Source organism: Paenibacillus terrigena DSM 21567, assembly GCF_000374845.1.
Lineage (GTDB): Bacteria > Bacillota > Bacilli > Paenibacillales > Paenibacillaceae > Paenibacillus_K > Paenibacillus_K terrigena.
This window is the reverse complement of sequence record NZ_KB895414.1, coordinates 291,594-314,606: the sequence shown is the minus strand read 5'-3', so window position 1 is coordinate 314,606 and position 23,013 is coordinate 291,594. Positions and strand designations below refer to the sequence as shown.

At 46.0% G+C, this 23,013-nt stretch carries 25 protein-coding genes; 23 read left to right on the top strand and 2 right to left on the bottom strand.

Features of this window, described 5'->3' with window-relative positions; all coding sequences use genetic code 11:
- Nucleotides 1-8: 8 nt before the first annotated feature.
- Both C558_RS0109400 and C558_RS0109395 read right to left on the bottom strand, forming a co-directional pair.
- On the bottom strand, nucleotides 9-296 hold the full coding sequence (locus C558_RS0109400; protein WP_245583773.1) for a hypothetical protein: 288 nt from the start codon (nucleotides 294-296) through the stop codon (nucleotides 9-11).
- A gap of 17 nt (nucleotides 297-313) precedes the next feature.
- Nucleotides 314-580, bottom strand: coding sequence for a hypothetical protein (locus C558_RS0109395; RefSeq protein ID WP_245583785.1), 267 nt, complete (start codon nucleotides 578-580; stop codon nucleotides 314-316).
- 443 nt (nucleotides 581-1,023) lie between these two features.
- On the opposite strand from C558_RS0109395, the gene C558_RS34635 reads away from it, so the two are divergent.
- From C558_RS34635 to C558_RS0109280, 23 genes are all read left to right on the top strand, one after another.
- Nucleotides 1,024-1,491 (top strand): CPBP family intramembrane glutamic endopeptidase, encoded by a 468-nt coding sequence (locus tag C558_RS34635; protein ID WP_245583772.1) that lies wholly within the window; start codon nucleotides 1,024-1,026, stop codon nucleotides 1,489-1,491.
- Between the two features lie 179 nt (nucleotides 1,492-1,670).
- The gene (locus tag C558_RS0109385) at nucleotides 1,671-2,117 is read left to right on the top strand and encodes a hypothetical protein (protein ID WP_018756005.1); all 447 of its coding nucleotides are present in this window, start codon (nucleotides 1,671-1,673) and stop codon (nucleotides 2,115-2,117) included.
- Nucleotide 2,118: 1 nt separating this feature from the next.
- Complete coding sequence (locus tag C558_RS0109380) at nucleotides 2,119-2,343, top strand: helix-turn-helix transcriptional regulator (RefSeq protein WP_018756004.1); 225 nt, start codon at nucleotides 2,119-2,121, stop codon at nucleotides 2,341-2,343.
- A 22-nt stretch (nucleotides 2,344-2,365) separates the two neighbouring features.
- Nucleotides 2,366-3,283: an NAD(P)-dependent alcohol dehydrogenase gene (locus C558_RS0109375; protein WP_018756003.1), complete on the top strand. Its 918-nt coding sequence runs from the start codon at nucleotides 2,366-2,368 to the stop codon at nucleotides 3,281-3,283.
- On the top strand, nucleotides 3,280-3,963 hold the full coding sequence (locus tag C558_RS0109370) for a DUF4386 domain-containing protein (protein ID WP_018756002.1): 684 nt from the start codon (nucleotides 3,280-3,282) through the stop codon (nucleotides 3,961-3,963). Before C558_RS0109375 ends, C558_RS0109370 begins: the two co-directional genes overlap by 4 nt.
- A 79-nt stretch (nucleotides 3,964-4,042) precedes the next feature.
- A complete protein-coding gene (locus C558_RS0109365; RefSeq protein WP_018756001.1) occupies nucleotides 4,043-4,927 on the top strand; it encodes an ABC transporter ATP-binding protein in 885 nt (294 codons plus the stop codon).
- Complete coding sequence (locus tag C558_RS0109360; RefSeq protein WP_018756000.1) at nucleotides 4,924-6,516, top strand: ABC-2 transporter permease; 1,593 nt, start codon at nucleotides 4,924-4,926, stop codon at nucleotides 6,514-6,516. The genes C558_RS0109365 and C558_RS0109360 overlap by 4 nt, the downstream gene beginning before the upstream one ends.
- Before the next feature lie 47 nt (nucleotides 6,517-6,563).
- Nucleotides 6,564-6,743 carry a hypothetical protein gene (locus C558_RS0109355; protein ID WP_018755999.1) on the top strand — a complete coding sequence of 60 codons (180 nt, stop codon included), beginning with the start codon at nucleotides 6,564-6,566 and terminating at the stop codon, nucleotides 6,741-6,743.
- Between the two features lie 91 nt (nucleotides 6,744-6,834).
- Nucleotides 6,835-7,488 (top strand): TetR/AcrR family transcriptional regulator, encoded by a 654-nt coding sequence (locus tag C558_RS0109350; protein WP_018755998.1) that lies wholly within the window; start codon nucleotides 6,835-6,837, stop codon nucleotides 7,486-7,488.
- Nucleotides 7,489-7,515: 27 nt separating this feature from the next.
- Nucleotides 7,516-8,217, top strand: a complete 702-nt coding sequence (locus C558_RS0109345; protein ID WP_018755997.1) for a formylglycine-generating enzyme family protein — start codon at nucleotides 7,516-7,518, stop codon at nucleotides 8,215-8,217.
- A 151-nt stretch (nucleotides 8,218-8,368) separates the two neighbouring features.
- Nucleotides 8,369-8,905, top strand: coding sequence for a PadR family transcriptional regulator (locus C558_RS0109340; protein ID WP_018755996.1), 537 nt, complete (start codon nucleotides 8,369-8,371; stop codon nucleotides 8,903-8,905).
- 176 nt (nucleotides 8,906-9,081) lie between these two features.
- The gene (locus tag C558_RS0109335) at nucleotides 9,082-10,332 is read left to right on the top strand and encodes an MFS transporter (protein ID WP_018755995.1); all 1,251 of its coding nucleotides are present in this window, start codon (nucleotides 9,082-9,084) and stop codon (nucleotides 10,330-10,332) included.
- A 181-nt stretch (nucleotides 10,333-10,513) separates the two neighbouring features.
- Nucleotides 10,514-11,281, top strand: a complete 768-nt coding sequence (locus C558_RS0109330) for a MerR family transcriptional regulator (protein ID WP_018755994.1) — start codon at nucleotides 10,514-10,516, stop codon at nucleotides 11,279-11,281.
- The gene (locus tag C558_RS0109325) at nucleotides 11,278-11,619 is read left to right on the top strand and encodes a DMT family transporter (RefSeq protein WP_018755993.1); all 342 of its coding nucleotides are present in this window, start codon (nucleotides 11,278-11,280) and stop codon (nucleotides 11,617-11,619) included. Before C558_RS0109330 ends, C558_RS0109325 begins: the two co-directional genes overlap by 4 nt.
- On the top strand, nucleotides 11,619-11,933 hold the full coding sequence (locus tag C558_RS0109320) for a DMT family transporter (protein ID WP_018755992.1): 315 nt from the start codon (nucleotides 11,619-11,621) through the stop codon (nucleotides 11,931-11,933). The genes C558_RS0109325 and C558_RS0109320 overlap by 1 nt, the downstream gene beginning before the upstream one ends.
- Nucleotides 11,934-12,084: 151 nt before the next feature.
- The gene (locus tag C558_RS30800) at nucleotides 12,085-12,747 is read left to right on the top strand and encodes a VanZ family protein (RefSeq protein ID WP_245583771.1); all 663 of its coding nucleotides are present in this window, start codon (nucleotides 12,085-12,087) and stop codon (nucleotides 12,745-12,747) included.
- 150 nt (nucleotides 12,748-12,897) lie between these two features.
- Nucleotides 12,898-13,920 carry a daunorubicin resistance protein DrrA family ABC transporter ATP-binding protein gene (locus tag C558_RS0109310; protein WP_018755990.1) on the top strand — a complete coding sequence of 341 codons (1,023 nt, stop codon included), beginning with the start codon at nucleotides 12,898-12,900 and terminating at the stop codon, nucleotides 13,918-13,920.
- Nucleotides 13,917-14,732 carry an ABC transporter permease gene (locus C558_RS0109305; protein WP_018755989.1) on the top strand — a complete coding sequence of 272 codons (816 nt, stop codon included), beginning with the start codon at nucleotides 13,917-13,919 and terminating at the stop codon, nucleotides 14,730-14,732. The genes C558_RS0109310 and C558_RS0109305 overlap by 4 nt, the downstream gene beginning before the upstream one ends.
- Nucleotides 14,733-15,274: 542 nt before the next feature.
- Nucleotides 15,275-15,697 (top strand): VOC family protein, encoded by a 423-nt coding sequence (locus tag C558_RS0109300; protein WP_026263818.1) that lies wholly within the window; start codon nucleotides 15,275-15,277, stop codon nucleotides 15,695-15,697.
- A 154-nt stretch (nucleotides 15,698-15,851) separates the two neighbouring features.
- The gene (locus C558_RS0109295; protein ID WP_018755987.1) at nucleotides 15,852-18,530 is read left to right on the top strand and encodes a winged helix-turn-helix domain-containing protein; all 2,679 of its coding nucleotides are present in this window, start codon (nucleotides 15,852-15,854) and stop codon (nucleotides 18,528-18,530) included.
- A gap of 76 nt (nucleotides 18,531-18,606) precedes the next feature.
- Nucleotides 18,607-19,515: an NAD(P)-dependent alcohol dehydrogenase gene (locus tag C558_RS0109290; protein ID WP_018755986.1), complete on the top strand. Its 909-nt coding sequence runs from the start codon at nucleotides 18,607-18,609 to the stop codon at nucleotides 19,513-19,515.
- A gap of 77 nt (nucleotides 19,516-19,592) precedes the next feature.
- Nucleotides 19,593-21,902: an AraC family transcriptional regulator gene (locus tag C558_RS0109285; RefSeq protein ID WP_245583770.1), complete on the top strand. Its 2,310-nt coding sequence runs from the start codon at nucleotides 19,593-19,595 to the stop codon at nucleotides 21,900-21,902.
- A gap of 172 nt (nucleotides 21,903-22,074) precedes the next feature.
- Nucleotides 22,075-23,010, top strand: a complete 936-nt coding sequence (locus C558_RS0109280) for an ABC transporter permease (RefSeq protein ID WP_018755984.1) — start codon at nucleotides 22,075-22,077, stop codon at nucleotides 23,008-23,010.
- Nucleotides 23,011-23,013: the final 3 nt, after the last annotated feature.

Sequence of the window (23,013 nt, the reverse complement as noted above, 5' to 3'; positions counted from 1 at the left end):
CAAACTTCCTATTTGCTTTTTTGATTATTTTTCATTTGTTCAACGAATTCCATACTTGAATTCACCATATGTTCACTGGCATGTTGTACGCCAATTTTAACGGCTGTGAACAGCTTTCCAGCAGGAATATCGGATGGTTGATTCAATCCCTCCATACCTTCAAAAATTTGCTTCCCTGCCTCTTTCGCGCCACTGTTCACCGCTATGGAATAGTTATTGGCGAAATTTAGAAATCCTTTCTTCGCATCACTAAAGAACTTCGACATCCCTTGATTTTTCGTTGCCAATTGCGTCATCTCCTTTCTAAAATCACCTAATTCGGTGGCCTTTCTTGCGCATCATTGACTTGCCAATCTTCGTCTTCAGATAAATGCTTACTCGTCGAGACGCTGCCCGAAGGTGACCTCGGATCATCCTTTAGCAGTGGATCTGGCTGAACTTGTATTGTTCGTTCCTTGCTGTCCATGTAAAATTTTAATACTGCAACAATGACTCCGATCACAAGGACAAATGTCAGTACACCGGCTAAGGTTAGTCCGAGAATAAAGATTACGCGATCTGCAAAGCCCATTTTCTTCATATCCAAGTCAATTCTCACATCCTCTCACAATAATGCAGTATATGTATGGAGTACCTCGATAATATGGACAAATGAGTACCCTCCAGCGTAATTCCACGATTGTCTAAATCCATAAGGAGGATAAAATGAATTTCACATTACTTAGGAATTTAGCTTGTCTGTTCTTAGTTGGGTTACTTTTTACCTCTCTTCAAACGCAAAACTACTTATTGATGTGTTTGTGGGGAAGTTGTACCGGATTGCTCTTCATTTACAAGCCAATGCGATCATTTCTACTGACAACGATAGGTTTGGGTGTCGGATTTGCTCTATATCTATTCATAAACTCAAGTTGGGTTCTCGATTTGAAGCCAAATGAATGGCATATCCTTCTAAACAGATTGTCACTGATTTGTATAATCATTCCCTTGTTTATCTTAGCGTTTATTCAAAAATTACCCTTCATGCTGTATGCGAAAAAACCGCATTGGAACGAGAAGATAGGTATACCATTTATTTGGTCAGGCTTCCGTCAATCAAAAGTTAACTATTTCTTACTCATCGCAATTGGAGCGATTTCTTTTACTTTTATGCCATTTGTTATTCGAAACGGATGGAGTAACGTGCAAGAGATTTGGTTATTCGCGATCGCTTTTTCCATCATAAATGTGTTGGAGGAGATCATCTGGCGAGGGATGCTTCTTAGTCGGTTCTCAGAACAATTGGGTGATAAGTGGGCAGTAATTGTGACCAGCGCAGGGTTTGGTTTACAGCATTATTCCCTTGGATTCTCTTGGGGCGTGTGCATCGCCTATGCGCTGGGAGGGTTGTATTTCGGAGGCATTACGATCAAATCCAAAAGTATCATTCCAGTCGTGATCTGGCATACATGGATTAATGTCCTTATGATTTTCAGCGGATTCCTCTTGTAATTCACAGTAGGGAATAACCTTCGTGCTAATGAAGGTTAATTCTGCTTCCTAGAAAAGCAGATCTCGCAGAAAATTGGAGATTTGAATGTAAAAAATATTTGACATGGTGTATCCTTAATGTTACATTGTATACGGAAAACTTTACCAATAAACAGACGGGTTAGCAGAGGAGATATTCCATGTCCTATCAAGAGAAGAAAAATATTGTATCGCTAATCAGCACGATTTTGATTTTTGGATCCTACTGTGGGGCTGTGTACGTCAGGTACAATGATGCGAATCTAGCGGGGGCGGAGCTTTTCCGTTTCTGGGGTGCCGTTATCCTAATTCTCATTCCGGTAACGATCGTGGCCAAAGTCATCATTGAGATCATATTCATCATCATTAACCGGATTGCGACGAAAGAAGTGGAACCTTCCTTCGCTGACGAGCTCGACAAGCTAATCGAATTGAAGGCCATGAGAATGTCTTATTTCGTCTTCGTTCTCGGATTTCTGCTCGCGATGGTTTCATTAGTCCTGCGAATGACGCCTTCCGTTATGTTCGTCATTTTGATTTTCTCAGGATTCATATCCGATGTTGCCAGCAGCGTTACGCGGCTTTATCACTATCGGAAAGGAGTATAAGATGGGCCAAAGTCACATTAGCAATCACATTCGCAGCTTGCGATTCAACCATAACGAAATGACCCAGCAGCAGCTCGCTGACCAAGTAGGGGTGACACGGCAGACGATCGTAGCGATTGAGAAGGGAAAATATTCGCCTTCGTTGGAATTAGCTTTTCGCATCGCACGCGTGTTCCAGATGCCTCTGGAGGACGTCTTCGCTTACGAGGAAGATCCAGTTCAATAATTAATTTATGAGGAGGAGCGACATGAGAGCCATCGTCTACGAACAATATGGACCACCGCATGTGCTTGAAATGAAAGAGGTGCAAAAGCCGACGCCCAAGGATCATGAACTATTAATCAAGATCCATATGACGACCGTATCGGCAGCGGATTGGCGCATGAGAAAGGCCGATCCCGTTGCGGCAAGACTTTTCAACGGACTTTTTAGGCCGAAGAAGGCAACCATTTTGGGGTTTGAGCTAGCAGGAGAGGTTGAAGCCGTCGGCAAGGACGTGACACGTTTTAAGAAGGGCGACCCTGTTTTCGCATACACCGGCCTTGGATTTGGCGCTTATGCTGAGTACATTTGCCTGCCAGAAGAAGGGGCGAAGGCCAATGAAGGGTTTGTGGCCATGAAACCTGCCCATATGACCTTCGAGGAAGCAGCCGCCGTTCCTGTCGGGGGACTTACAGCGCTGTGTTTTCTTAGAAAAGGAGGGATTGAGCGCGGACAGAAAGTGCTTATTTACGGGGCATCCGGAAGCGTCGGCACTTTTGCGGTTCAGCTTGCCAAATCATTTGGGGCGGAGGTCACTGCTGTTTGCAGCACCGCGAACGTGGAAATGGTGAAAGCGCTGGGAGCCGATAAAGTCCTGGATTATACAAAGGGGGATTTTACTCAAAGCGGCCAGACGTATGACCTTATTTTCGATGCGGTAGGGAAAATTTCGTCTTCACGCAGTAAAAGCGCCCTTAAGAACAAGGGGAGGTATCTTTCCGTTAAATCCGCGATTAAGCTTAAGATGGAAGATCTGTATTCGCTCACACGTTTAATTGAGGAAGGAAAGGTAAAATCGGTCATCGATCGCTGTTATTCGTTGGAACAGATCGCTGAGGCTCATACGTATGTCGAAAACGGACATAAGAAAGGGAACGTCGTGATTAGGGTGAGAAACCAATGAATCATAGCAAGAAGGCAACAAAAATTGTGGGAGTCCTATTTATACTTGCGACGGTTTCGTCGATCATTGGTGTTCTTTTATACGATCCGATTCTAAAAGATCCCAATTACCTGATTACAGGTTTTGAACATAAAAATCAGGTGATACTAGGCGCGCTGTGTGAGTTAGTTCTGGTCTGTTCCGCTGTCGGTACCTCGATTATGCTGTTCCCATTCTTCAAAAAGCACAGTGAAAGCTTAGCTCTTGGGTATGTTTGTTTCAGGCTTCTTGAAGCCGTTATCATTACTGTTGGTATAGTCAGCGTCTTGTCTCTATTGACCCTAAGTCAAGAATTTGTAGAAGCAGTAGCTCCGCATGCAACCTCTTTTCAAACTGCAGGCACATTATTAAAAGCCGTACATGACTGGACCTTTTTGCTTGGCCCCAATTTCATGCTAGGCATAAATACGCTGATATGCAGTTATCTACTCTATCAATCCAAACTTGTTCCCCGGCCTATCGCAGTCATGGGTCTTGCTGGAGCAACACTCATTCTTCTTGCAGCCGTGCTAGAAATGTTCGGTATCATTCTTCAACTTTCAACATGGGGAGTCGTGTTGGCGATTCCAGTAGCCTCTTATGAAATGATTCTAGCGGTATGGCTCATCGTGAAAGGCTTCAATGTATCTGTCAAGTTATAGCAATAAAAACACATTGAGGAAATTTATGGGATAATGTAACATAATGTAATGAGAAAACAAAGTAATATAGGGGGAATATATGGAATTAATTGTTGATAGTGTAAGCAAGAAATATAAAGGTGATTTTTACGGGCTTCGTGACTTATCTCTAACTATTCAAACAGGCGTATTGGGATTGTTAGGGCCGAATGGTGCCGGAAAATCAACATTGATGCGAATCTTATCGACAATTATCCAACCTACAGCTGGTAAGGTGAGTTGGAATGGAATCGATATCACTGAAAATCCTAATGCTGTGCGGGGCATATTAGGTTATTTGCCACAAGATTTTGGCGTATACCCTCATTTAAATGCGGTTGAGTTTTTGGAATATTTAGCGGCGATCAGAGGGTTGGATCATAGAATCGCAAGAAAAAGAATTGACGAGTTACTATATTTGCTTAATCTTCATGAGGTTCGCAAAAAACCATTGAATAGTCTTTCAGGCGGGATGAAACAACGTGTAGGTATCGCACAGGCGTTATTGAACGATCCCAAGCTATTAATCGTTGACGAGCCAACGGTTGGTCTTGACCCCGAAGAACGTATTCGTTTTCGTAATCTTCTATCCGAATTGTCAGGCGATCGTATTGTTATATTATCAACCCATATCGTATCCGATATCGAAGCTTCCGCAACAGACATCGCGATTGTCAATAATGGGCGACTCGTGGTGCAGGCAGATCAGAGCAAAATACTGGCTGCGTCTGTAGGAAAAGTGTGGGAGTGGTTGCTGCCGAGCGATACATGGATGGAAGTACGTAAACAATTGGTAGTCAGCAGCACAATTCAAAGTAGTGAAGGGGTGCGTGTGAGAGTTATTGCCGATATTCAGCCTTCAGCAGAAAGCCATTTGGTGACTCCGACTTTGGAGGATGCGTATTTGTATTACATGTCGGCAAATAAGCAGGAGACAACTTCATGACATCGCTTCGTATTCTATTCCACATGATGAAAGCTGATTATTTAGAAAGAATCCGAAGATACAGTTTTTTGATTACAGTGTTAGTATCGATTTTTATCGTGTTTAAGTACATACCTTCAAGTCACGATAATTATTTAACTTTATCCCTAAACGGCGTACGCGGTATTTATAACTCCGCATGGGTAGGCAGCACAATTGCCATAATAGCATCCATGTTACTAAGTCTTCCAGCGTTCTTTCTCGTAAAAAATGCAATTGAGCGAGATGTGCAGACCGGGGTGGGACAAATTATAGCAACGACCCCGATTACCCGGTGGCTATACACTATGGGGAAAATGTGGAGTAATTTCGTTCTCTTGATGTCTATTGTTGTTGTATTAGTTGTAACTGCTCTTGCTATGCAACTTATTAGAGGGGAAGATTATACAGTTGATGTGGTAAGACTTTTACTTCCATTTATTTATTCTACATTGCCAACGATGGCGATGGTGGCTTCAATTGCAATCTTTTTTGAATCCGTGCCTTTGTTGCGTAAGGGATTGGGGAATGTCATTTATTTTGTTTTGTGGATCTTTTCACTTAAACTTTCTACGTCTGCCATGAGTTCTAGCCAGGATATGTTCGGGACTTCACCGATCTTAACCAGGTTATCGATCGAGGCGAATGCTAGGGTCCCTCACAACGATGTGGGCCATGTCACGGATATCAGTCCATTTAAGGGGGAAATAGTAACCTACGTTTGGACAGGTGTACAGTGGACTATACCTATGTTTTTAGAACGTTATATTTGGTTAGCTGTGGCAATAGTGATTGCAGCAGTAGCTTCCATTTTCTTTCATCGGTTTGATCTAACACGTTCAACCAAAAGTAATAAAAAAAGTAAATCGAACGAATCAGGAACAGCGGAGGCGGACAATAAGCCTGAACATAAGAATGACATTGAAATCAAATTAACTCCTTATACGCATGTACAAGAGCAATCCAACTACGTGAAAACATTAGCCCTGGAACTTCGTCTCATGCTCAAAGGGTTGCGTCTTTGGTGGTACTTGGTAGCTTTGGTCATGATCGTGCTTGGTTTATTTTTGCCAGTAGAGTCCGTACAAGAGTTTGTATTACCCTTTACCTGGGTCTGGCCTGTTCTAATTTGGTCGGCAATGGGTACCAATGAAAAGTATTACCGTACCCATCAATTGATGTTTATTGCTCTACATCCGGTTCGGAATCAATTTATTGTAATGTGGCTGGCTGGTATCATTGTTGCCTATTTGACAGGCAGTGGGGCTATGATTCATTTACTTGCCGCAGGTGAATGGGAAAGCTTAAAGGCCATGGCAATAGGCGGCTTATTTATTCCAACGCTAGCTGTAGCATTAGGCATATGGTCGGGAAATGGCAAGCTTTTTCAAGTGGTATATATGTTAATGTGGTATGTGGGCCCCTTAAACAAACTAGATGTTATGGATTTTATGGGAGTCTCACAGCAATCTCTGGACCGTGGATTTTATAGGTATTATCTGCTAGCTACAATTATTCTGTTCGTGCTGGCTCTAATTGGAAGAGTACGTCAAGTGAAAATGTATAATTAATTAAGGTTAAATCAGGAATGGGACATCCCTTTGAAGGGGATAGCGAGTTGAACGAGCAGATAGCCCCCTGGCTCGACCAAAAAAATACCTTACTGCACCGGGTTTTCCCGGTGTTTTGTTTTTTAAAACCAATACAGCTAGAGGTGAAATGGATGCTCAAAATTAACCGTGATGACAAACGCCCAATATGGCAACAACTGCTTGACCAAGCTATTCACTCTTGCTAGTGGAGCCAGACCAATTGACAACATGCTCAATCATTGTGTAGACTTTATTTATTCTGACTGTTCAGAATAAATAAATGGATCAGGTGAAATGATGCCCAAATTAGGAATGGAACCAAAGCGCCGAGCAGATGTCATAAACGCCACGTTAACCTGCATTAGCATTCACGGGATTGATGGCATGACACTGGATAAGGTTGCTGAGTATGCTGACTGTTCGAAGGGAGTTGTCAGTTATTATTTTAAAAATAAGGATAACCTGACGATTGAAGCCTTTAAGTCTTTCTTGGCCTATTATGGTCTAAAGATCGAGTCAGAAATTGAAAATACAATGACAGCCGGGGAAATGATTGACGTTACGTTGCAACATATACTACCGCCTTATCGTGATGACACGGAGAAGAGAATCAATGTTTCGCGGCTGGACGGGATTGAAAAGATGTTTATCCCGCATGAAGCTCAAGCAAAGCTCTTTCTACAGTTTTTCTCCAAAGCCGTATTGGATCGCAAGTTGCAGGAAGTCGTATCCGAGAGCTATATGGCTGATCTCCAAGGGATAGCAAAGATTTTTGATTATGGGAATCGGACGGGGCAGATGTCAGTAGAAGATTCCCAAAGCGCCGCATATGGGCTGCTAGCGATGGTAGTGGGTCTAAGCTTCTTTAGAGTTGCGAACATTTCGCCCCATCATGGCGAAGATAATCGCTACATTTGCGAGGATTACGTGAGAAAGTTTACCAATGGATGACGAGGATTAGCGAACCAGGAGAGCTAGATGAAACGGGAGGAAGATAGGGTGTCACACGAACGGCGCAGTCAGGTTGATTATCCCATGGTGGAAATCCCTGCAGGTGAAATTGATTTAAGGGACGATCGAATAAAGAGGACATGGACAGTTCAGGTGAATTCTTTTTTACTTGCTCCGGTTCCTGTTACGAAGGGGTTATATTTCTCGATCATGCAAAGAACAGTTGAATCTTACGACGAAACTGAGCTTCCTGTGGTAGATGTGTCATGGCATGATGCAATTTCATTTTGTAATTTGCTTTCTCAGCACTCGGGTCTACAAGAATGTTATTCGATAAGTGAGGATGGAGCGCATGTTGTTTGCAATTGGGAGGCCGATGGTTATCGTCTTCCAACAGAAGCGGAATGGCAGTATGCGTGTAAAGCAGGTACGGGGGGATATAGGTACGGCGAGGTTGCTGAAATTGCTTGGTATCATCAAAACGCTGAGGGCAAGGTCCATGAAGTAGGTAAAAAGCTGCCGAATGCGTGGGGCCTCTATGATATGTTAGGAAATGTGTGGGAGTGGTGCTTTGATATATACGATGCGAAGGTATACGATTCCTATAGAATTTTCCGCGGTGGCAGCTGGGCGGAAGAGGAGCGGGGATGTGGGGCGACGTGTCGCCGGCGCAGTCACCCAACGTTTCGAATTGATGATCTCGGCTTTCGCCTTGCCAGGTCTAGGTAAGGTGAGTATCATTGAAAAACGCCGTGATTAAACCGTTCAAAGATGACTTCTGATTCGTCAAAGTCATCTTTTTTTGCTGCTACATATTTACATTACAAATAACATAAGATATTATTAACCTATGTTACAAGTAACATATCGAGGTGAGAAAATGTCCATTCAATTTGCAATCCTTGGTCTTCTTAGCTGGAGACCTGCTACAGGATATGAATTAAAAAAGATTATTGAAGAATCTTCAACGATGTATTGGTCCGGTAACAATAATCAAATCTATAAATCTCTCGTACAGCTCTTGGACGAAGGTTATGTGACCAACGAAATTCAACATCAGGAGAGTTCTCCATCCAAGAAGATATATCATATTACGGATGCAGGACTTGCCAGATTGAGGGAATGGGTTCTTTCTGAACCGGAATTTCCGGAGTTCAAGAATACTTTTCTCGTTCAATTAGCGTGGGCAGACCAGCTAAGCGATGAGGAATTAAATGAACTATTGCTCCAATATGAGAGCAGGATCAACATGCAGCTTGTGTTCCAGCAGGAAAAAATCAAGCGTGGAGTTCTTTCACCCCATAGAAACGAGCGTGAAGCATTTTTGTGGGATAAGATTTCTGAGAACCTGATATCCTTCTATCAGAACGAACTGAATTGGGTGCAAGGAATTCGCAAGGAATTCTATGAAAGATAATGGATCGAGGCCAGAGCCCCGAAGAAGCTACAGGAAACAATTAGTTTTGGGACTCCGTAATTTCAGTCTTTAGTAGGAGGTGAACGATGATGAGATCCGATTAATTAGGAATTTAAAGGAGAGCCATACATTACTCAAGTTGGGCATCTTTATAGACAAAATGGAGGTTGAAAAGATTGAATAGGCACGAAAAAAGCACGAAAGCACCAAGCCTTCTTAGCAATCGGTTTCTGCAGACGATATTATTATCCAACGTGCTCCTGCAGATCGGCATTTGGGTACGTAATTTCGCTATCCTTCTGTACGTTGCCGAAAGAACTAACAATGATCCATACGCCATTTCGCTCATCAGCGTGGCAGAATTCGCACCAATATTTGTTTTTTCGTTCATCGGAGGTACATTTGCCGACCGCTGGCGGCCAAAGCGAACGATGATCTGGTGCGATTTATTATCTGCGGTATCGGTATTCGCAGTACTACTGACCATACATTTCGGTTCGTGGCACTCCGTCTACCTTGTCGCATTCATCTCAGCTATTCTTTCGCAGTTCTCGCAGCCTTCAAGCATGCGATTGTTTAAGTATCATGTGCCTGAAGAACAGCTTCAGCAAGGGATGGCACTATTCCAATCTCTGATGGCTATCTTCATGGTGCTTGGCCCTATGCTTGGCACCTTTGTTTACAGCACATTTGGCCTTGAAACATCGATCGCGATCATGGGAGTAGTCTTCCTTCTTTCCGCTCTCGTCCTTATTCGCTTGCCTGAGGATAATATGGAATCTCAAACGGTCGCTGTCAAAGGGCAGTTCCGTAAAGATTTTATTGAAGGCTTCCGGTATGTTTGGCAAAGCCAAGTGCTGCGAATGCTCGGACTCGCGTTTATACTCGCAGGACTCGCTGTTGGCGTAGCGCAAGCGCTCAACCTGTTTATCGTAACGGAACGGCTAGGCAAGAGTAAGGAGTTCTTGCAATACTTACTGATGGTGAATGGCGTAGCCATGCTGATCGGTGGCGGGATTGTAGCCACCTTTGCGAAACGGGTTCCGCCGCAGTTGCTTCTTGCCATAGGCATGCTGGCAGGCGCGGTCTGCACCGTCATTGTGGGGTATTCGACGAGCATTCCGATCACGCTGACCGTTCAATTTCTGAATGGGCTTGTTTTCCCTTGTATTCATATCGGGATCAGCACAATGATTCTGAAATGGTCAGATTCATCCATTGTTGGCCGAGTAAATGGGGTTCTGAATCCAATGTTCGTTGGCATGATGGTCATATCCATGTCTTTCGCAGGCGCTTTGAAGGACGCCTTTTCGCTGGGTACGATCTATAGCGGAGCTGGGTTATTATTCCTTATTGGCGCACTATCCATGGTGCCGATCATGAACCAAAAAGCGCCGGATCATGCACTTACTGCGCAAGAGTCATAATGTTTACCGATTGTCAAGAATGAGCCAACTCGTCGGAGCCGCAGGACTGATTATCGCTTCTGGGTCCATAAGAAGCAGTCAACACCAACCACGTCAATTGACGTGGTATTTTTTTGCGTAAAAAAAGCTTGACTCTCACGTTAACTGGAGAGTGTATACTCGAGTAGGAAGAGGTGATGAAATGATGTACAGCATTGGACAGCTGTCCAAAAATACAAATATATCTATAAGAACGCTAAGATACTATGACGAGATCGGGTTATTGAAGCCTGCGAAGGTAGCCGATTCGGGCTACCGGTACTATTCCGACGAGGAGATTAATGTGCTCCAGCATATTACAGCCTTGAAAGAGCTGGGATTTACGCTGGCATCCATCAAAGAAATGTTGATTACGGATAAGAATTCGCATGAGCAACGTTGGAGAGAATACCTGGATTTTGAATTGGCAACGGTTCAGGAAGAGAAGAAACGTCTGGATGAGATGGAGAAGCTGTTGCAGACGGCAAGGTTTGCCATTGAAATGAAAGGGGAGATTGAAGCAGAAGATATCTTTCTATTCATCAAGGCGCTTCAGTCTCCCTCAGAGATTAGAGATACATTTCTTGCCCGGTATTTCTCAGAACATGAAATGAAGATTATTAAAAATTTGCCAGACCTCAGCTTAAATGATCCACGAAGCATGGCGTGGGCGAAGCTGATTCGGAATGTGAAGGAGCATCTGCACGAGCCTCCTTCCTCTATCATATCTCAGAAGCTTTCGGAACAAATCATAGAAGTTTCTATGGAATGGTTCCAACAGGATGAACAGCTCATTGCGAAGTATTGGTCCCTTATCCGTCCTGAAGAAGGTATGGAAACAAAGGTGTACGGCATGGATACTGAAGTCATGGATCATATCGATCGAATTGTTAATTATTATCTAGAGCACTTGGAGGAGGGAGACAAATGACAGCCACAACAGCTAAGCAAAATGGCAGAGCATGGACGTATGTTTTCATAGGAGGACTATTGGAGATTTTGTGGGCAAGCGGGTTCAAATACGAGGCCATTCCAAGTGTTGTCGTGCTTGTATCCCTGCTTGCAAGCTTCGATTTAATCATTCGCGCCACTAAAATATTGCCTGTCGGCACGGTCTATGCTGTATTCACTGGAATTGGAACGCTAGGAACGACGATTGTAGAAATTATACTATCTGGCGGTGTCAGTCTACTGCGGATCTTATTCGTCTTATTGTTATTGGCATGCATTGTTTCCTTGAAATTGTCGAGCAAAGGGAGTGAAGCTTGATGGATTGGTTGTTGCTCATTTCGGCGGGTTTGATGGAGATTGTCGGGGTTATCGGGATTAAACGGGTTGCGAAAAATAACAACTGGACCAATAACCTCATCCTCATCGGAGGATTCATCATTAGCTTTCAGCTGCTTGTTCGTGCCATGGAGACCATCCCGCTCGCAACGGCTTATGCAGTGTGGACAGGGATTGGAGCGGTTGGGGCTGCGATTGTGGGGATGATTTTTTTCAAAGAATCCAAAAGCTGGCTTCGGATCGGCAGCATTCTTGGAATTATCTTTGCTGTCGTTGGTTTAAAGCTAGTTAGCTAAAATACATGCGTACACAAACGGCAGGAATGCCGTTTTTTTGTTGTTCTCTTCTCTGTACTTCCTGTTTTGTGTGTTCGGCCAGTGAGATTCGGCATGATCTTAATAAAAAATTTAGAGATGCGTATCAAACCCTTAAGCTTTCGTCTCTAAAATGGGTTCAAAGACATTAGTGCCGCGCTCTGCAGGAAGAAAGGATGTAATCATGTATCAAGGAAAGTTACGTAAAATCACCATTGTCCTGTTAGTCTTATATACCCTGTTGACGCTCTATTTCTTGTATATAGGTTTTAACAGAATTGCTTTTGATCATGTTCCTGGCTTGCGGTATGATCTAGTCCCTAAAGGAATTCCGCTGCACTTTCCAATGGGGAGAAGCTTTGATGGTTGGTTTTTTGAATTGGGGAACTTTGTAGCATTTATCCCTTTTGGGGCTGTCATCCCACTTCTGTACCGTTGTCATTTTATTCGGTTCATTACTTTATTCGTGCTGTCTATTACGATTCTTGAAATTATTCAAATGCTTACACAGTTAGGAGCCTTCGATATCGACGATATCCTGATTAACTCCATGGGGGCTGCGGTCGGATTTTGGGCACAGCGTTTGGTGAAACGCGATCGAGATCAACTGAAGGGCATCTGTCGAATCATCCTCATCGCGATCGTGCTTTCGATGAGTTTCGTTGTTATGGTTGGTAGCGTGAATTATTATTTAGATAACGAGACTGGCGAAGTCGTAGCCCTCAATAAACTTGTGGTAAACGATGGATCTGTACTGTGGATTAAGGGCATGGCCGATGGTGCGATTAAGGGATAGGAAGCATAATTCAATAGATACGGATGCGAAAACCGCTGGGGCTGATCAAGCTTGGCGGTATTTTGCTTTTCAGCTCTAAACTCCGTTTATATTCTGTTTAAAAAGAGGTGTTAACATCACTACATCATCAGTTGTATGGGAGGAATTAGAATGGATTATAGAAAAATAGAGCCAAATAACGGCGATTGGGCCGTTGAAGCACGTGGACTCGTCAAAACGTTCGGCGATAATCGCGCGGTAGATGGTGTCAACATGAATGTACGAGCCGGATCGATATACGGCGTACTTGGGCCGAATGGAGCAGGGAAGACGACGACCATTCGCATGCTGGCGACGCTGCTTCGACCGGATGCGGGATCGGCACGCATCTTCGGATACGATGTGCAGAAGGAATCGCAGATCGTCCGTCAATTGATCGGCGTCACAGGGCAATACGCCTCCGTTGACGAGTCGCTTAGCGCGACTGAGAACCTGATCATCTTCTCTCGATTGCTCGGGCTCGGGCGCTCAGAGGCCAAGCGTAAAGCAGCGAAGCTGCTGGAGGAGTTCGGATTGACGGAGGCTGCGAGGCGGCCGCTCAAAAATTTCTCCGGCGGTATGCGTAGGAGGTTAGATCTGGCGGCGAGCCTCATTGCACAGCCACCACTCATTTTCTTGGATGAACCGACTACGGGGCTTGACCCACGTACGCGTTCACAGATGTGGGATACGATTCGCCGGTTGGTGAATACGGGTTCTACCGTCTTGCTCACAACGCAGTACCTTGAAGAGGCGGATCAACTAGCTGACCGAATCGCGGTGATCGATTATGGCCGAGTCGTCGCCGAGGGTACAGCGGATGAACTGAAAGCGTCCGTCGGTACCTCGTCATTACATTTGAGAGTCCAGAATCCACAGGATATCGATGACGCCCGTCGGACCGTTGAACAGGTGCTGAAAGTCCAGTCTAATGTGTCGTCCGAAGCGGGCAAGATTACGGCACCGATGGCGAACGCCGATCTGGTTACGGATCTGCTTATCGCACTCCGTTCGGAAGGGATTCACTTGGCCGAGATGAGTGTACAGAAACCGACCCTTGACGAGGTATTTCTAACGATCACGGGTCATGGTGCGAAGGAAGAGGCACCACAGGCATCTAAGGAATCGAACAAAGTGGAGGTGGCAAGAGCATGAGTAGCTCGTCAATTAAGCCAGGTGTAAATCGGCAACTTAAAAACTACACGAGCTTTGGTCAGTCTGTACGCCACTCGTTAACGATGGCCTATCGAGGTCTGCTTAAGCTGAAGCGCACGCCGGAGCAATTGTTCGATGTTACGCTGCAACCTATTATCTTTACGCTGATGTTTACCTATATCTTTGGCGGAGCCATCTCCGGTGACGTCGTGAGCTATTTGCCAGTCATCATTCCCGGCATTCTCGTTCAGACCGTGATTACGACCTCTATCGTTACAGGTGTACAGCTGCGTGAGGACATGGATAAAGGCGTGTTCGATCGATTTAAGTCACTGCCTATTGCACGGATTGCACCGCTAGCTGGAGCCCTCTTGGCAGATACAATCCGCTATACGATTGCGACAGTACTCACCTTTACAATGGGATATCTTATGGGTTATCATCCAGCTGGAGGGCTTGGCAACGTCGCCATCGCCGCGCTGCTTGTGATTTTCTGCTCCTGGGCGATTAGCTGGATTTTCGCGTTCTTCGGCGTTATTGCCCGTACAGCCTCCAGCGTGCAAGGGATATCGATGATTGTGCTGTTCCCGCTTACGTTTCTATCCAATGCGTTTGTTCCGGTTAATACCATGCCTGGCTGGCTCCAGTGGTTTGTGAATATCAATCCGATTTCGCATCTTGTCTCGGCAGTCCGGGACCTTACTAACGCGGGTACCGTGGGTTGGGATCTCGTGATATCTCTCATCGGAGCTGCTGTCATTGTAGCGATCTTCGCGCCTATCACGGTACGTGCCTATATGCGCCGGACATAAATGCAATAAAAAGCAGCCGCCAAGGCTGTTTTTTTTGAGTATATAACTGCATTTTGGAAGTTAATCGAGCAGATTTTGAGTGAGTTGGGCGAAATAACTGCTTTTGGTAGTTAATTGCGCTGATTTTGAGTGAGTTGAGAGAAATAAATGCTTTTTGGCAGTTATTTGAGCAGATTTCGAGCAAGTAGAGCGAAATAAATGCTTTTTGGTAGTTATTTGAGCAGATTTCGAGCGAGTAGAGCGGAATAACTGCTTTTTGGTAGTTATTTGAGCAAATTTCGAGCGAGTAGAGCGAAATAAATGCTTTTTAGCAGTTAATTGCGCTGCTTTCGTACGTGGAGAGCAAAATAACTGCTTTATAGCACTTATTTACGTCGATTTCGTACGTGACGAGCCAGTTAACGGCTGCTGTCTACCTCACACCCTCCTCCAATTGTTAACCCGTTGTCAATTACGTTATGCTGGATACATATTCCAACACGGAGGAACAGCGATGTGCAGTGATTCACCATAATCATAGTTCATGGAGGTAACAACAAATGATGAAACCACGCATTACCGTACTCACCTTAGGCGTAGATGATTTGGAAAGATCATTGACTTTCTACCGGGACGGATTAGGGTTCCCGACAGAAGGGATTATCGGGAGAGAGTTCGAACATGGAGCGGTCGCATTTTTCGACTTGCAGGCGGGGTTGAAGCTTGCGATCTGGGATCGCAGAGATCTCGCGCACGAGACGAAGGTTCCCTTATCAACGCCTAGCTCGACCGAATTGACAATCGGTCATAATGTTGGCAGTAAAGAAGAAGTGGATCGAATCATGGAACTTGCCGGGCGGGCAGGTGCGGTCATCACGGACCCTGCACATGTTGCCTTCTGGGGAGGATACTCAGGCCATTTCCAAGATCCAGATGGTCACCTATGGGAAATTGTTTGGAATCCGGCATGGGAGTTCGAGGAATAGATTCCATGCGCTAATGACGACGAAAGCCACCTTTGGGTGGTTTTTTTCTATACGATGCTTCATCCCATTCGAAAAGGAAATACCGTGATACCGTCGAACATAATCATAAAATAGATCACACCGCTGGATTAGAGGGCGTAGAACGGAGGCTCTGATGTCGATACCTATCATTTCAACCAAACTCTATATCCCTCCGCTCCGCACTAGCCTTGTCACTCGGCCAAGGCTGATTGAGCGATTGAACGAAGGCGCTAAGCGCAAGCTGACGCTGATCTCTGCTGCCGCCGGCTATGGTAAAACAACGCTAGTCAGCGAATGGCTGGCTGCATATCCACAACCAACGGCATGGCTCTCGCTTGATGAGGGGGATAATGACCTTGCGCGGTTTCTGAATTATCTTATTGTTGCCTTGCGAGAGGTAGCGCCGAATATAGGAGAAGGCGTAGTAGGATGGCTGCAATCGCCTCAGCTGCCGCCACCTGAAGCGATGATAACGGCTTTGATCAATGAAATGATGGTAATATCGGATTCTTTCGTTCTCGTTCTTGATGATTATCACGTAATCACATCAGATCAAGTTAAAGATTCGGTCGCCTTCTTACTGGAACATACGCCACCACAGTTGCATTTGGTCCTGACCACGCGTGAGGATCCCCATTTACCTTTGTCACGGCTGCGTGTCAGGAACCAGTTAATAGAAGTACGTGCGTCTGATTTGCGTTTCACGTCCTCCGAAGCCGCTGAATTCCTAAGCCAGGTGATGGAGTTACACCTTTCATCGGACCATGTTGCCCTCCTCCTCTCCCGGACAGAAGGCTGGGCTGCCGGCTTGCAATTAGCTGCATTGTGCATGCAAGGGCAGGGAAATCCCGACAGCATCATCCATTCCTTCAGCGGCGGCCATCCTTTCGTACTCGACTACTTGATTGAAGAAGTGCTGCAGAAGCAGCCCGAAAGGATTCAGCATTTCTTGCTGCATACTTCGATTCTTGACCGAATGTGCGGGACCTTGTGTGATGCCGTGCTGGATAGAGGTGTTCAGGAACAACAGATCATCGCAGAATCAGGACAAGAAACCTTAGCATATCTCGAGCGCGCCAATCTATTTATTGTGCCGCTGGACAACGAACGGAAGTGGTATCGTTACCATCATCTCTTTGCAGATTTGTTGCGGAGACGGTTGGTGGCGCAGAGCAGTGCCTCGGAAGAAGGGGATCCTGATCGAGGCGTGGCAGTATATCATAGACGTGCTAGCAGGTGGTATGAAGATCAGGGGTTTGCGATTGAAGCATTTCACCATGCAACGGCAGCTGGAGATACGCGGCTTGCCGCTCATCTGTTAGAGGGAGGAGGCATGCCTCTGATCTTCCGTGGGGCGGTGGCGCCTGTCTTGCATTGGCTTAGCGGTTTGCCGCGTGCGACATTGGATGCCATCCCATCCCTATGGGTCATGTATGCTGCTTCCTTACTCTTAGTGGGTCAGACATTAGGCGTTGAACAGAAGCTGCAAGCTGCGGAGCAAGCACTGCAAGGGATTGTACAGGATGAGAAGACCCTAGATCTGATCGGGCATATCGCCTCAATCCGTGCCACGTTAGCTGTCAGCAAGCACGAGGCCGACATGATTATGGCGGAGTCGCTTCGAGCTCTTAAATATCTGCACCCGACTAACCTGCCTGTCCGTACAGCGACGACCTGGGCGCTGGGTTATGCCTATCAGCTTCAGGGGGACCGTAGTGCAGCGAGCAACGCCTATGCCGAAGCGTTAGCGAATAGCCAAATGATTGGGCATGTCATGATCACGATGATGTCGACACTTGGACTTGGGATGATTCAGGAGGCTGAGAACCAACTCGCTGCAGCGGCTGAGACGTACCAACGTGTGCTGAAGCTGGCTGGTGATCCGCCAATGCCGGTAGCTTGCGAAGCACATCTTGGCTTTGCCCGGATTTGTTATGCATGGAATGACCTCCAAGCCGCGATGCAGCATGGTAGGCTGAGTGTTCAACTGGCGAAGCAGTTCGAACAGACAGACAGAGCCATCGCTGGTGAAGTGTTTCTGGCAAGCGTGAAGCTAGCACAGGGAGAGGTGGGCAGCGCAGCTGCTATGTTAGCGAAGGCGGAACATATCACCCGCCAACAACATTTCGAGAATATGCTGCCTCAAATCGCTGACCTCTACGTGCGCGCGCAGCTTCAACAAGGCAACTTGGCCGCAGCCGCTCATCAAGCGCAGCAGCTCGAGCTTCACATCTGTCAGGCTAGGGTATCCCTAGCACAAGGAGATCCCCGCGCAGCACTGGGCATACTAGAGCTATTGCACGAGCAGGCGGTAGCCAAAGGCCTTGCAGATGAACGGCTCAAGGTCATGATTTTGCGGGCCATTACTCTGCATGCACTTGGCGATAAAGTAACAGCTGTGCAGCAACTTGTAGACGCGCTGACGATGGCCGAGCCCGGTGGATTCATTCGTGCCTTTGTCGACGAAGGCATGCCGATGTATCCGTTGTTGTGCGAAGTGGCTGAGCGAGGGATGATGCTGGACTATGTCAGTAAGCTGCTGGCTGCATTTGAGCCAGAGGAGTCTCAGATTGAGATCGTGAAGTTGCAGCATCGAACGATACCGCCCCAACAGCTCATCGAGCCGCTGAGTGCAAGGGAACTCGAAGTATTGCGCCATATCGCTCAAGGGCTATCGAATCGCGAGATCAGCGAGCGGCTATTCATCGCACTTACGACGGTCAAGGGGCATAACCGGATTATTTTTGACAAATTGCAGGTCAAGCGACGTACCGAAGCGGTAGCACGTGCGCGCAAGTTGGGTTTGTTGTAAAACCATACTTTAGTAGCTATATGATAATACCTTGTGCTCGGTATACTTATTGCAAATTGAGGTATGGAGGAAATCCATGAAAGCGATAGTATGTACCAAATACGGATCACCAGATGTTCTGGAGCTCAGAGAGGTCGAGAAACCAACGCCGAAAGACAATGAAGTATTGGTGAAAGTTCATGCAACAACTGTAACGTCAGGGGACTGCCGGGTACGAGGCTTCACAAACCCGTTCCTACGGCTTCTGATGCGATTAATCTTAGGGGCTAAGAAAGCGAGAAATTTGATTCTAGGGGTAGAGTTTGCTGGGGAGGTTGAAGCGGTCGGGAAACATGTTAAACGATTCAAGAAAGGCGATCAGGTGTATGCTTTAAATGGGATGCGATTTGGTGCGCATGCGGAATATATTTGTATGCCTGAGGAGAGCAGCATCGCCTTAAAACCGACGAATGTGACCTACGAAGAAGCGGCAGCCATTCCTTTCGGGGGCACTACTGCATTGCATTTTTTCAGAAAAGCAAAAGTAAAGACGGGTCAAAAAGTTCTGATCTATGGCGCATCGGGATCGGTAGGGACCTCCGCGGTGCAGATTGCGAAGATTATTGGAACCGACGTTACGGCGGTATGCAGCTCGGCAAATTATGAATTTGTGAAGTCTCTGGGAGCTGATCATGTTATCGATTATACGAAAGAGGATTTTGCGCAGAGAGAAGAACGTTATGATGTGATCTTCGATGCCGTTGGGAAGAGCTCCAAAGCAAGCTGTAAGAAGGCATTAAAGCCGAACGGCACATTCATTACCGTGGTTGGGCAGGGCATGGCGAAGGTGCTTAAGGAAGATTTAATTTACCTCAAAGTGCTTACGGAGGAAGGGAAACTCCAATCAGTCATCGATCGAATCTATCCATTTGAGCAGATTTCTGAGGCCCATCGCTATGTTGAGAAAGGGCACAAGAAGGGGAATGTCGTCATCACGGTGAGATAGGATGAATGATGGAAGTGAAATAGTACGATAAAGCGGCCGTTTCCCGACACTTGATCGGGGAGCGGTCGTTTATTTTTTTGCAGGTACCAATTGAGAACTTGACAGGCGAACGAGAACTGGGCAAGACAATGGGGCTGGGCTATAATACTGCTCAGTACCATGATCCTTGTAAAGGTTGGGGGAGCGATCGGCTTATGTTCAAATCCACGTATTTGCGCATTTTTGTGTGGAGCGGTATCTTTATCATCCTCATTATCATCCCATTTTCATTCTTTCTGATCCAGCGATTCGAAGGTTATGCCTCCTCTCAGATTGGATCGATCAACCGAGATCGAATTGAAGAAACATTGGATCGTACGGAATTCATCCTGGCTAAGCTGAAATGGTACAGCTTGAATATGTATGAGGATCAGACGATTCAGAACTGGATGTATTCAGAGAAGGATGATCCATTGCTGGATGCAGCAGCGCTTCAAACGTTGTCCAAATACTTATCCAAGGAATCCTTTTTTGAAGGCGCTTACTTATTTAATATGCGCAGGGAGAAAATGATCGATTTCGATGTGGGTCTTCTTCCGTTTGAAGAGTTTTCGGATAAGACCATGTTGGAACGGGTGAAGCAGCAGGATCCGTCCTTACTGCAGTATGCGTACCATGAAGCAGGAAGTAAATCGTATCTGACCTTGCTGCTTCCGCCTTCTTATGTCAAGAAAGAACAATATGGATATTTGGTTGTACGATTAAATAAACAGGCAATGCAGCAGTACCTCATCTCGGGAGGAGGCGGCACAGATAATCAAGTGACACTGATGGATCGGTCGGGACAGGTCATTCTAGGGAAGATGAATGAAGCGGTGATGAAGAACGTCATGAATTCGAGGACAGCGGCCAGTCAAGGCTCCTTCCAGTTGAAGGTAGACGGGGAACAGGCTTACGTGAATTATGCCGATTTAGATTCCCAGGATTGGACCCTCTATTCGCTGTCTGGTATGGAGCAGTTCCGTAAGCAGGCAACGGCTTTCCGACAGGCGATTATGCTGTCTTCGATTCTGCTGCTCATCCTGCTGCTGCTGGCCGCATTCTGGAACTCGCACAGCTTCTTTAAGCCGCTCCGGATACTGGCGAATCAAATCCATGGCAAGCTGCGTATCCGCGCCAAAAGCGACTATGATGCAATTCAGCAAAGCGTCATGTTATTACGCGATCACTACACACTGATAAAGACAGAATATTTGCGACAATGGGTATTGCAGGGCAGACTGGGCGACCAGGCAAGAGAGGCTCTGGCTCGTGAATCCAAGATACTCGACCATACATGGATAAGGCTGGCCGTTGTCAAAATCGATGCTTACTACGAGATCTCGGAACGATACGATTTCGCCTCCCGGAGACTGTTGAAATACGCCATTGGCAACATTGCGGAAGAGATGCTCAGCTGTAAGGATCGTTCCATCGAGGTCGTGGATTTCGGAAGCGATCATTTGTTGATCCTTATTGGTGTTGTCGATCAGGCAGATGACATGATGGAGGAACTACAAGAGCTGCGCCGTCGGGTCAAGCAATACGTTCATCTTAATATCATTGTAGCATGCAGTACATCAAGACATGTTCGAGATGATTTGCGTTCGATTTACGATGAATTATGCGAATGGACGCTGTTCAAATTCGTGAGTGGCGATGACAAAATATACACCGAGCAAGAATACGAGCGATACGCAGATTTACAGATTCAACCGGATGACACCATACTAGATCTCCTCATTCAGTCCATACGCAGCGGCAAGCAGGAGCAATCCCTTAACTTGCTGGAACAATTGTTTGCCCGGCTGCAGACGATGAAATTCGCCGAATGCCAATTCCAACTCAGATTGCTGTTCTTCTCCTTCATCAAAGCTTTTAGCAAACGGACTACCCTGCACAGTATTGAAGGCATTGAAAATACGTTGAAGAAATTCACGAAGCTCGAAGAGATACATATATGGATGAAAGATGAAGTTGTTCGAATGATCTCCCAGCTAGGCGACCAGAAAAGCTTGAATCGCAAAGGGAAAAACGTCGAGGAAGTGATTGAATATATTCAGTGTCACATTCACGATCCAAGGCTGTCTGTGGATGACATTGCCGATCATATTGCATTGTCTGCCAAGTACGTGCGCCAGTTGTTTCTTGATCAGTATGGTATGTCTTTATCCAATTACATTCTGAATATGCGGATTGAGAAGGTGAAGGAATTGCTTCAACATTCGGATAGGAGTGTTGCTGAAATTTCGCAGCAGGCAGGATTTTTGACAAAGAGTCATTTCTTTACGGCTTTCAAAAAAGCAACCGGCATGACGCCGGCGCAGTATCGATATCAGCAGCCGGAAGCCAACGAGGTGAGCGGCTAAAGGTGTAGGCAGCGTTCACGAACGGATACAGAACCTGATCAGTCTATTGATAACCCGCGCAGCAGCCGCATGAGTACCTCATTCGGACATTGAGAACTATCCATGGCTGCTTGGCGGCTGTTACGATAACTCCGTCAGACGATCATCTTATGGATATAAAGGAGGGTAGTCATTGAGGAGCATTAAAGGAGTGCGAAGCGGTTTCATCTACGAGATCGTGAAGAACCGGTACTTGTATTTGCTGGCACTGCCAGGCATCCTGTTCCTGCTCATATTCGCGTATATGCCGATGCTCGGGCATCTGCTGGCCTTTCAGAACTATCGGCTTTCTGACGGGCTGTTCGGCAGCGAATGGGTAGGATTTAAAAATTTTGAGTTTTTCTTTGGAAGTAAAGATTGGCTGCGTGTGACATGGAACACGGTGTTCTTGAACGGGCTGTTTCTGGTGTTCGGTCTAGGAACTGCAGTCGTGCTCGCTGTGCTGCTCAATGAAGTCACGGGCAAGTGGTTCAAGAAGACGGCACAGTCTTTTGTATTCTTGCCGTATTTCATTTCATGGCTGGTCGTCAGCATGATGGTGCAGACGATGTTCAGCTCAACAGAAGGCATGATGAATCAGGCATTAACTGCCCTTGGATCGGAAGGGGTGGACTGGTATCTGACGCCGAGTGTATGGCCCTATATTTTGACGTTCGTATACGTATGGAAAGTCGCTGGCTACAATTCGATCATCTTTCTGGCCTCGATCACGGGCATTTCTTCGGAGTATTATGAAAGTGCCAAAATGGAAGGAGCTAGCCGCTTTCAGCAAATCATCTACATTACGCTTCCGCTATTGCGTCCAATCATCATTATTATGACTCTGCTTGGCATCGGTCGGATATTCTATGGAGACTTCGGCATGATTTACGCGATTATCGGGGATGTTGGAGTATTGTTTCCGACGACAGATGTTATCGATACGTACGCGTATCGCGCGCTTCGGCAGATGGGCAACTTCAGCATGTCCTCCGCCATCATTCTCTACCAGTCCTTTATGGGGCTTATCGCTGTAATTTTCTTCAATTGGCTTGCACGCAAGATAGATCCAGATTCTAGATTGTTCTAAGGT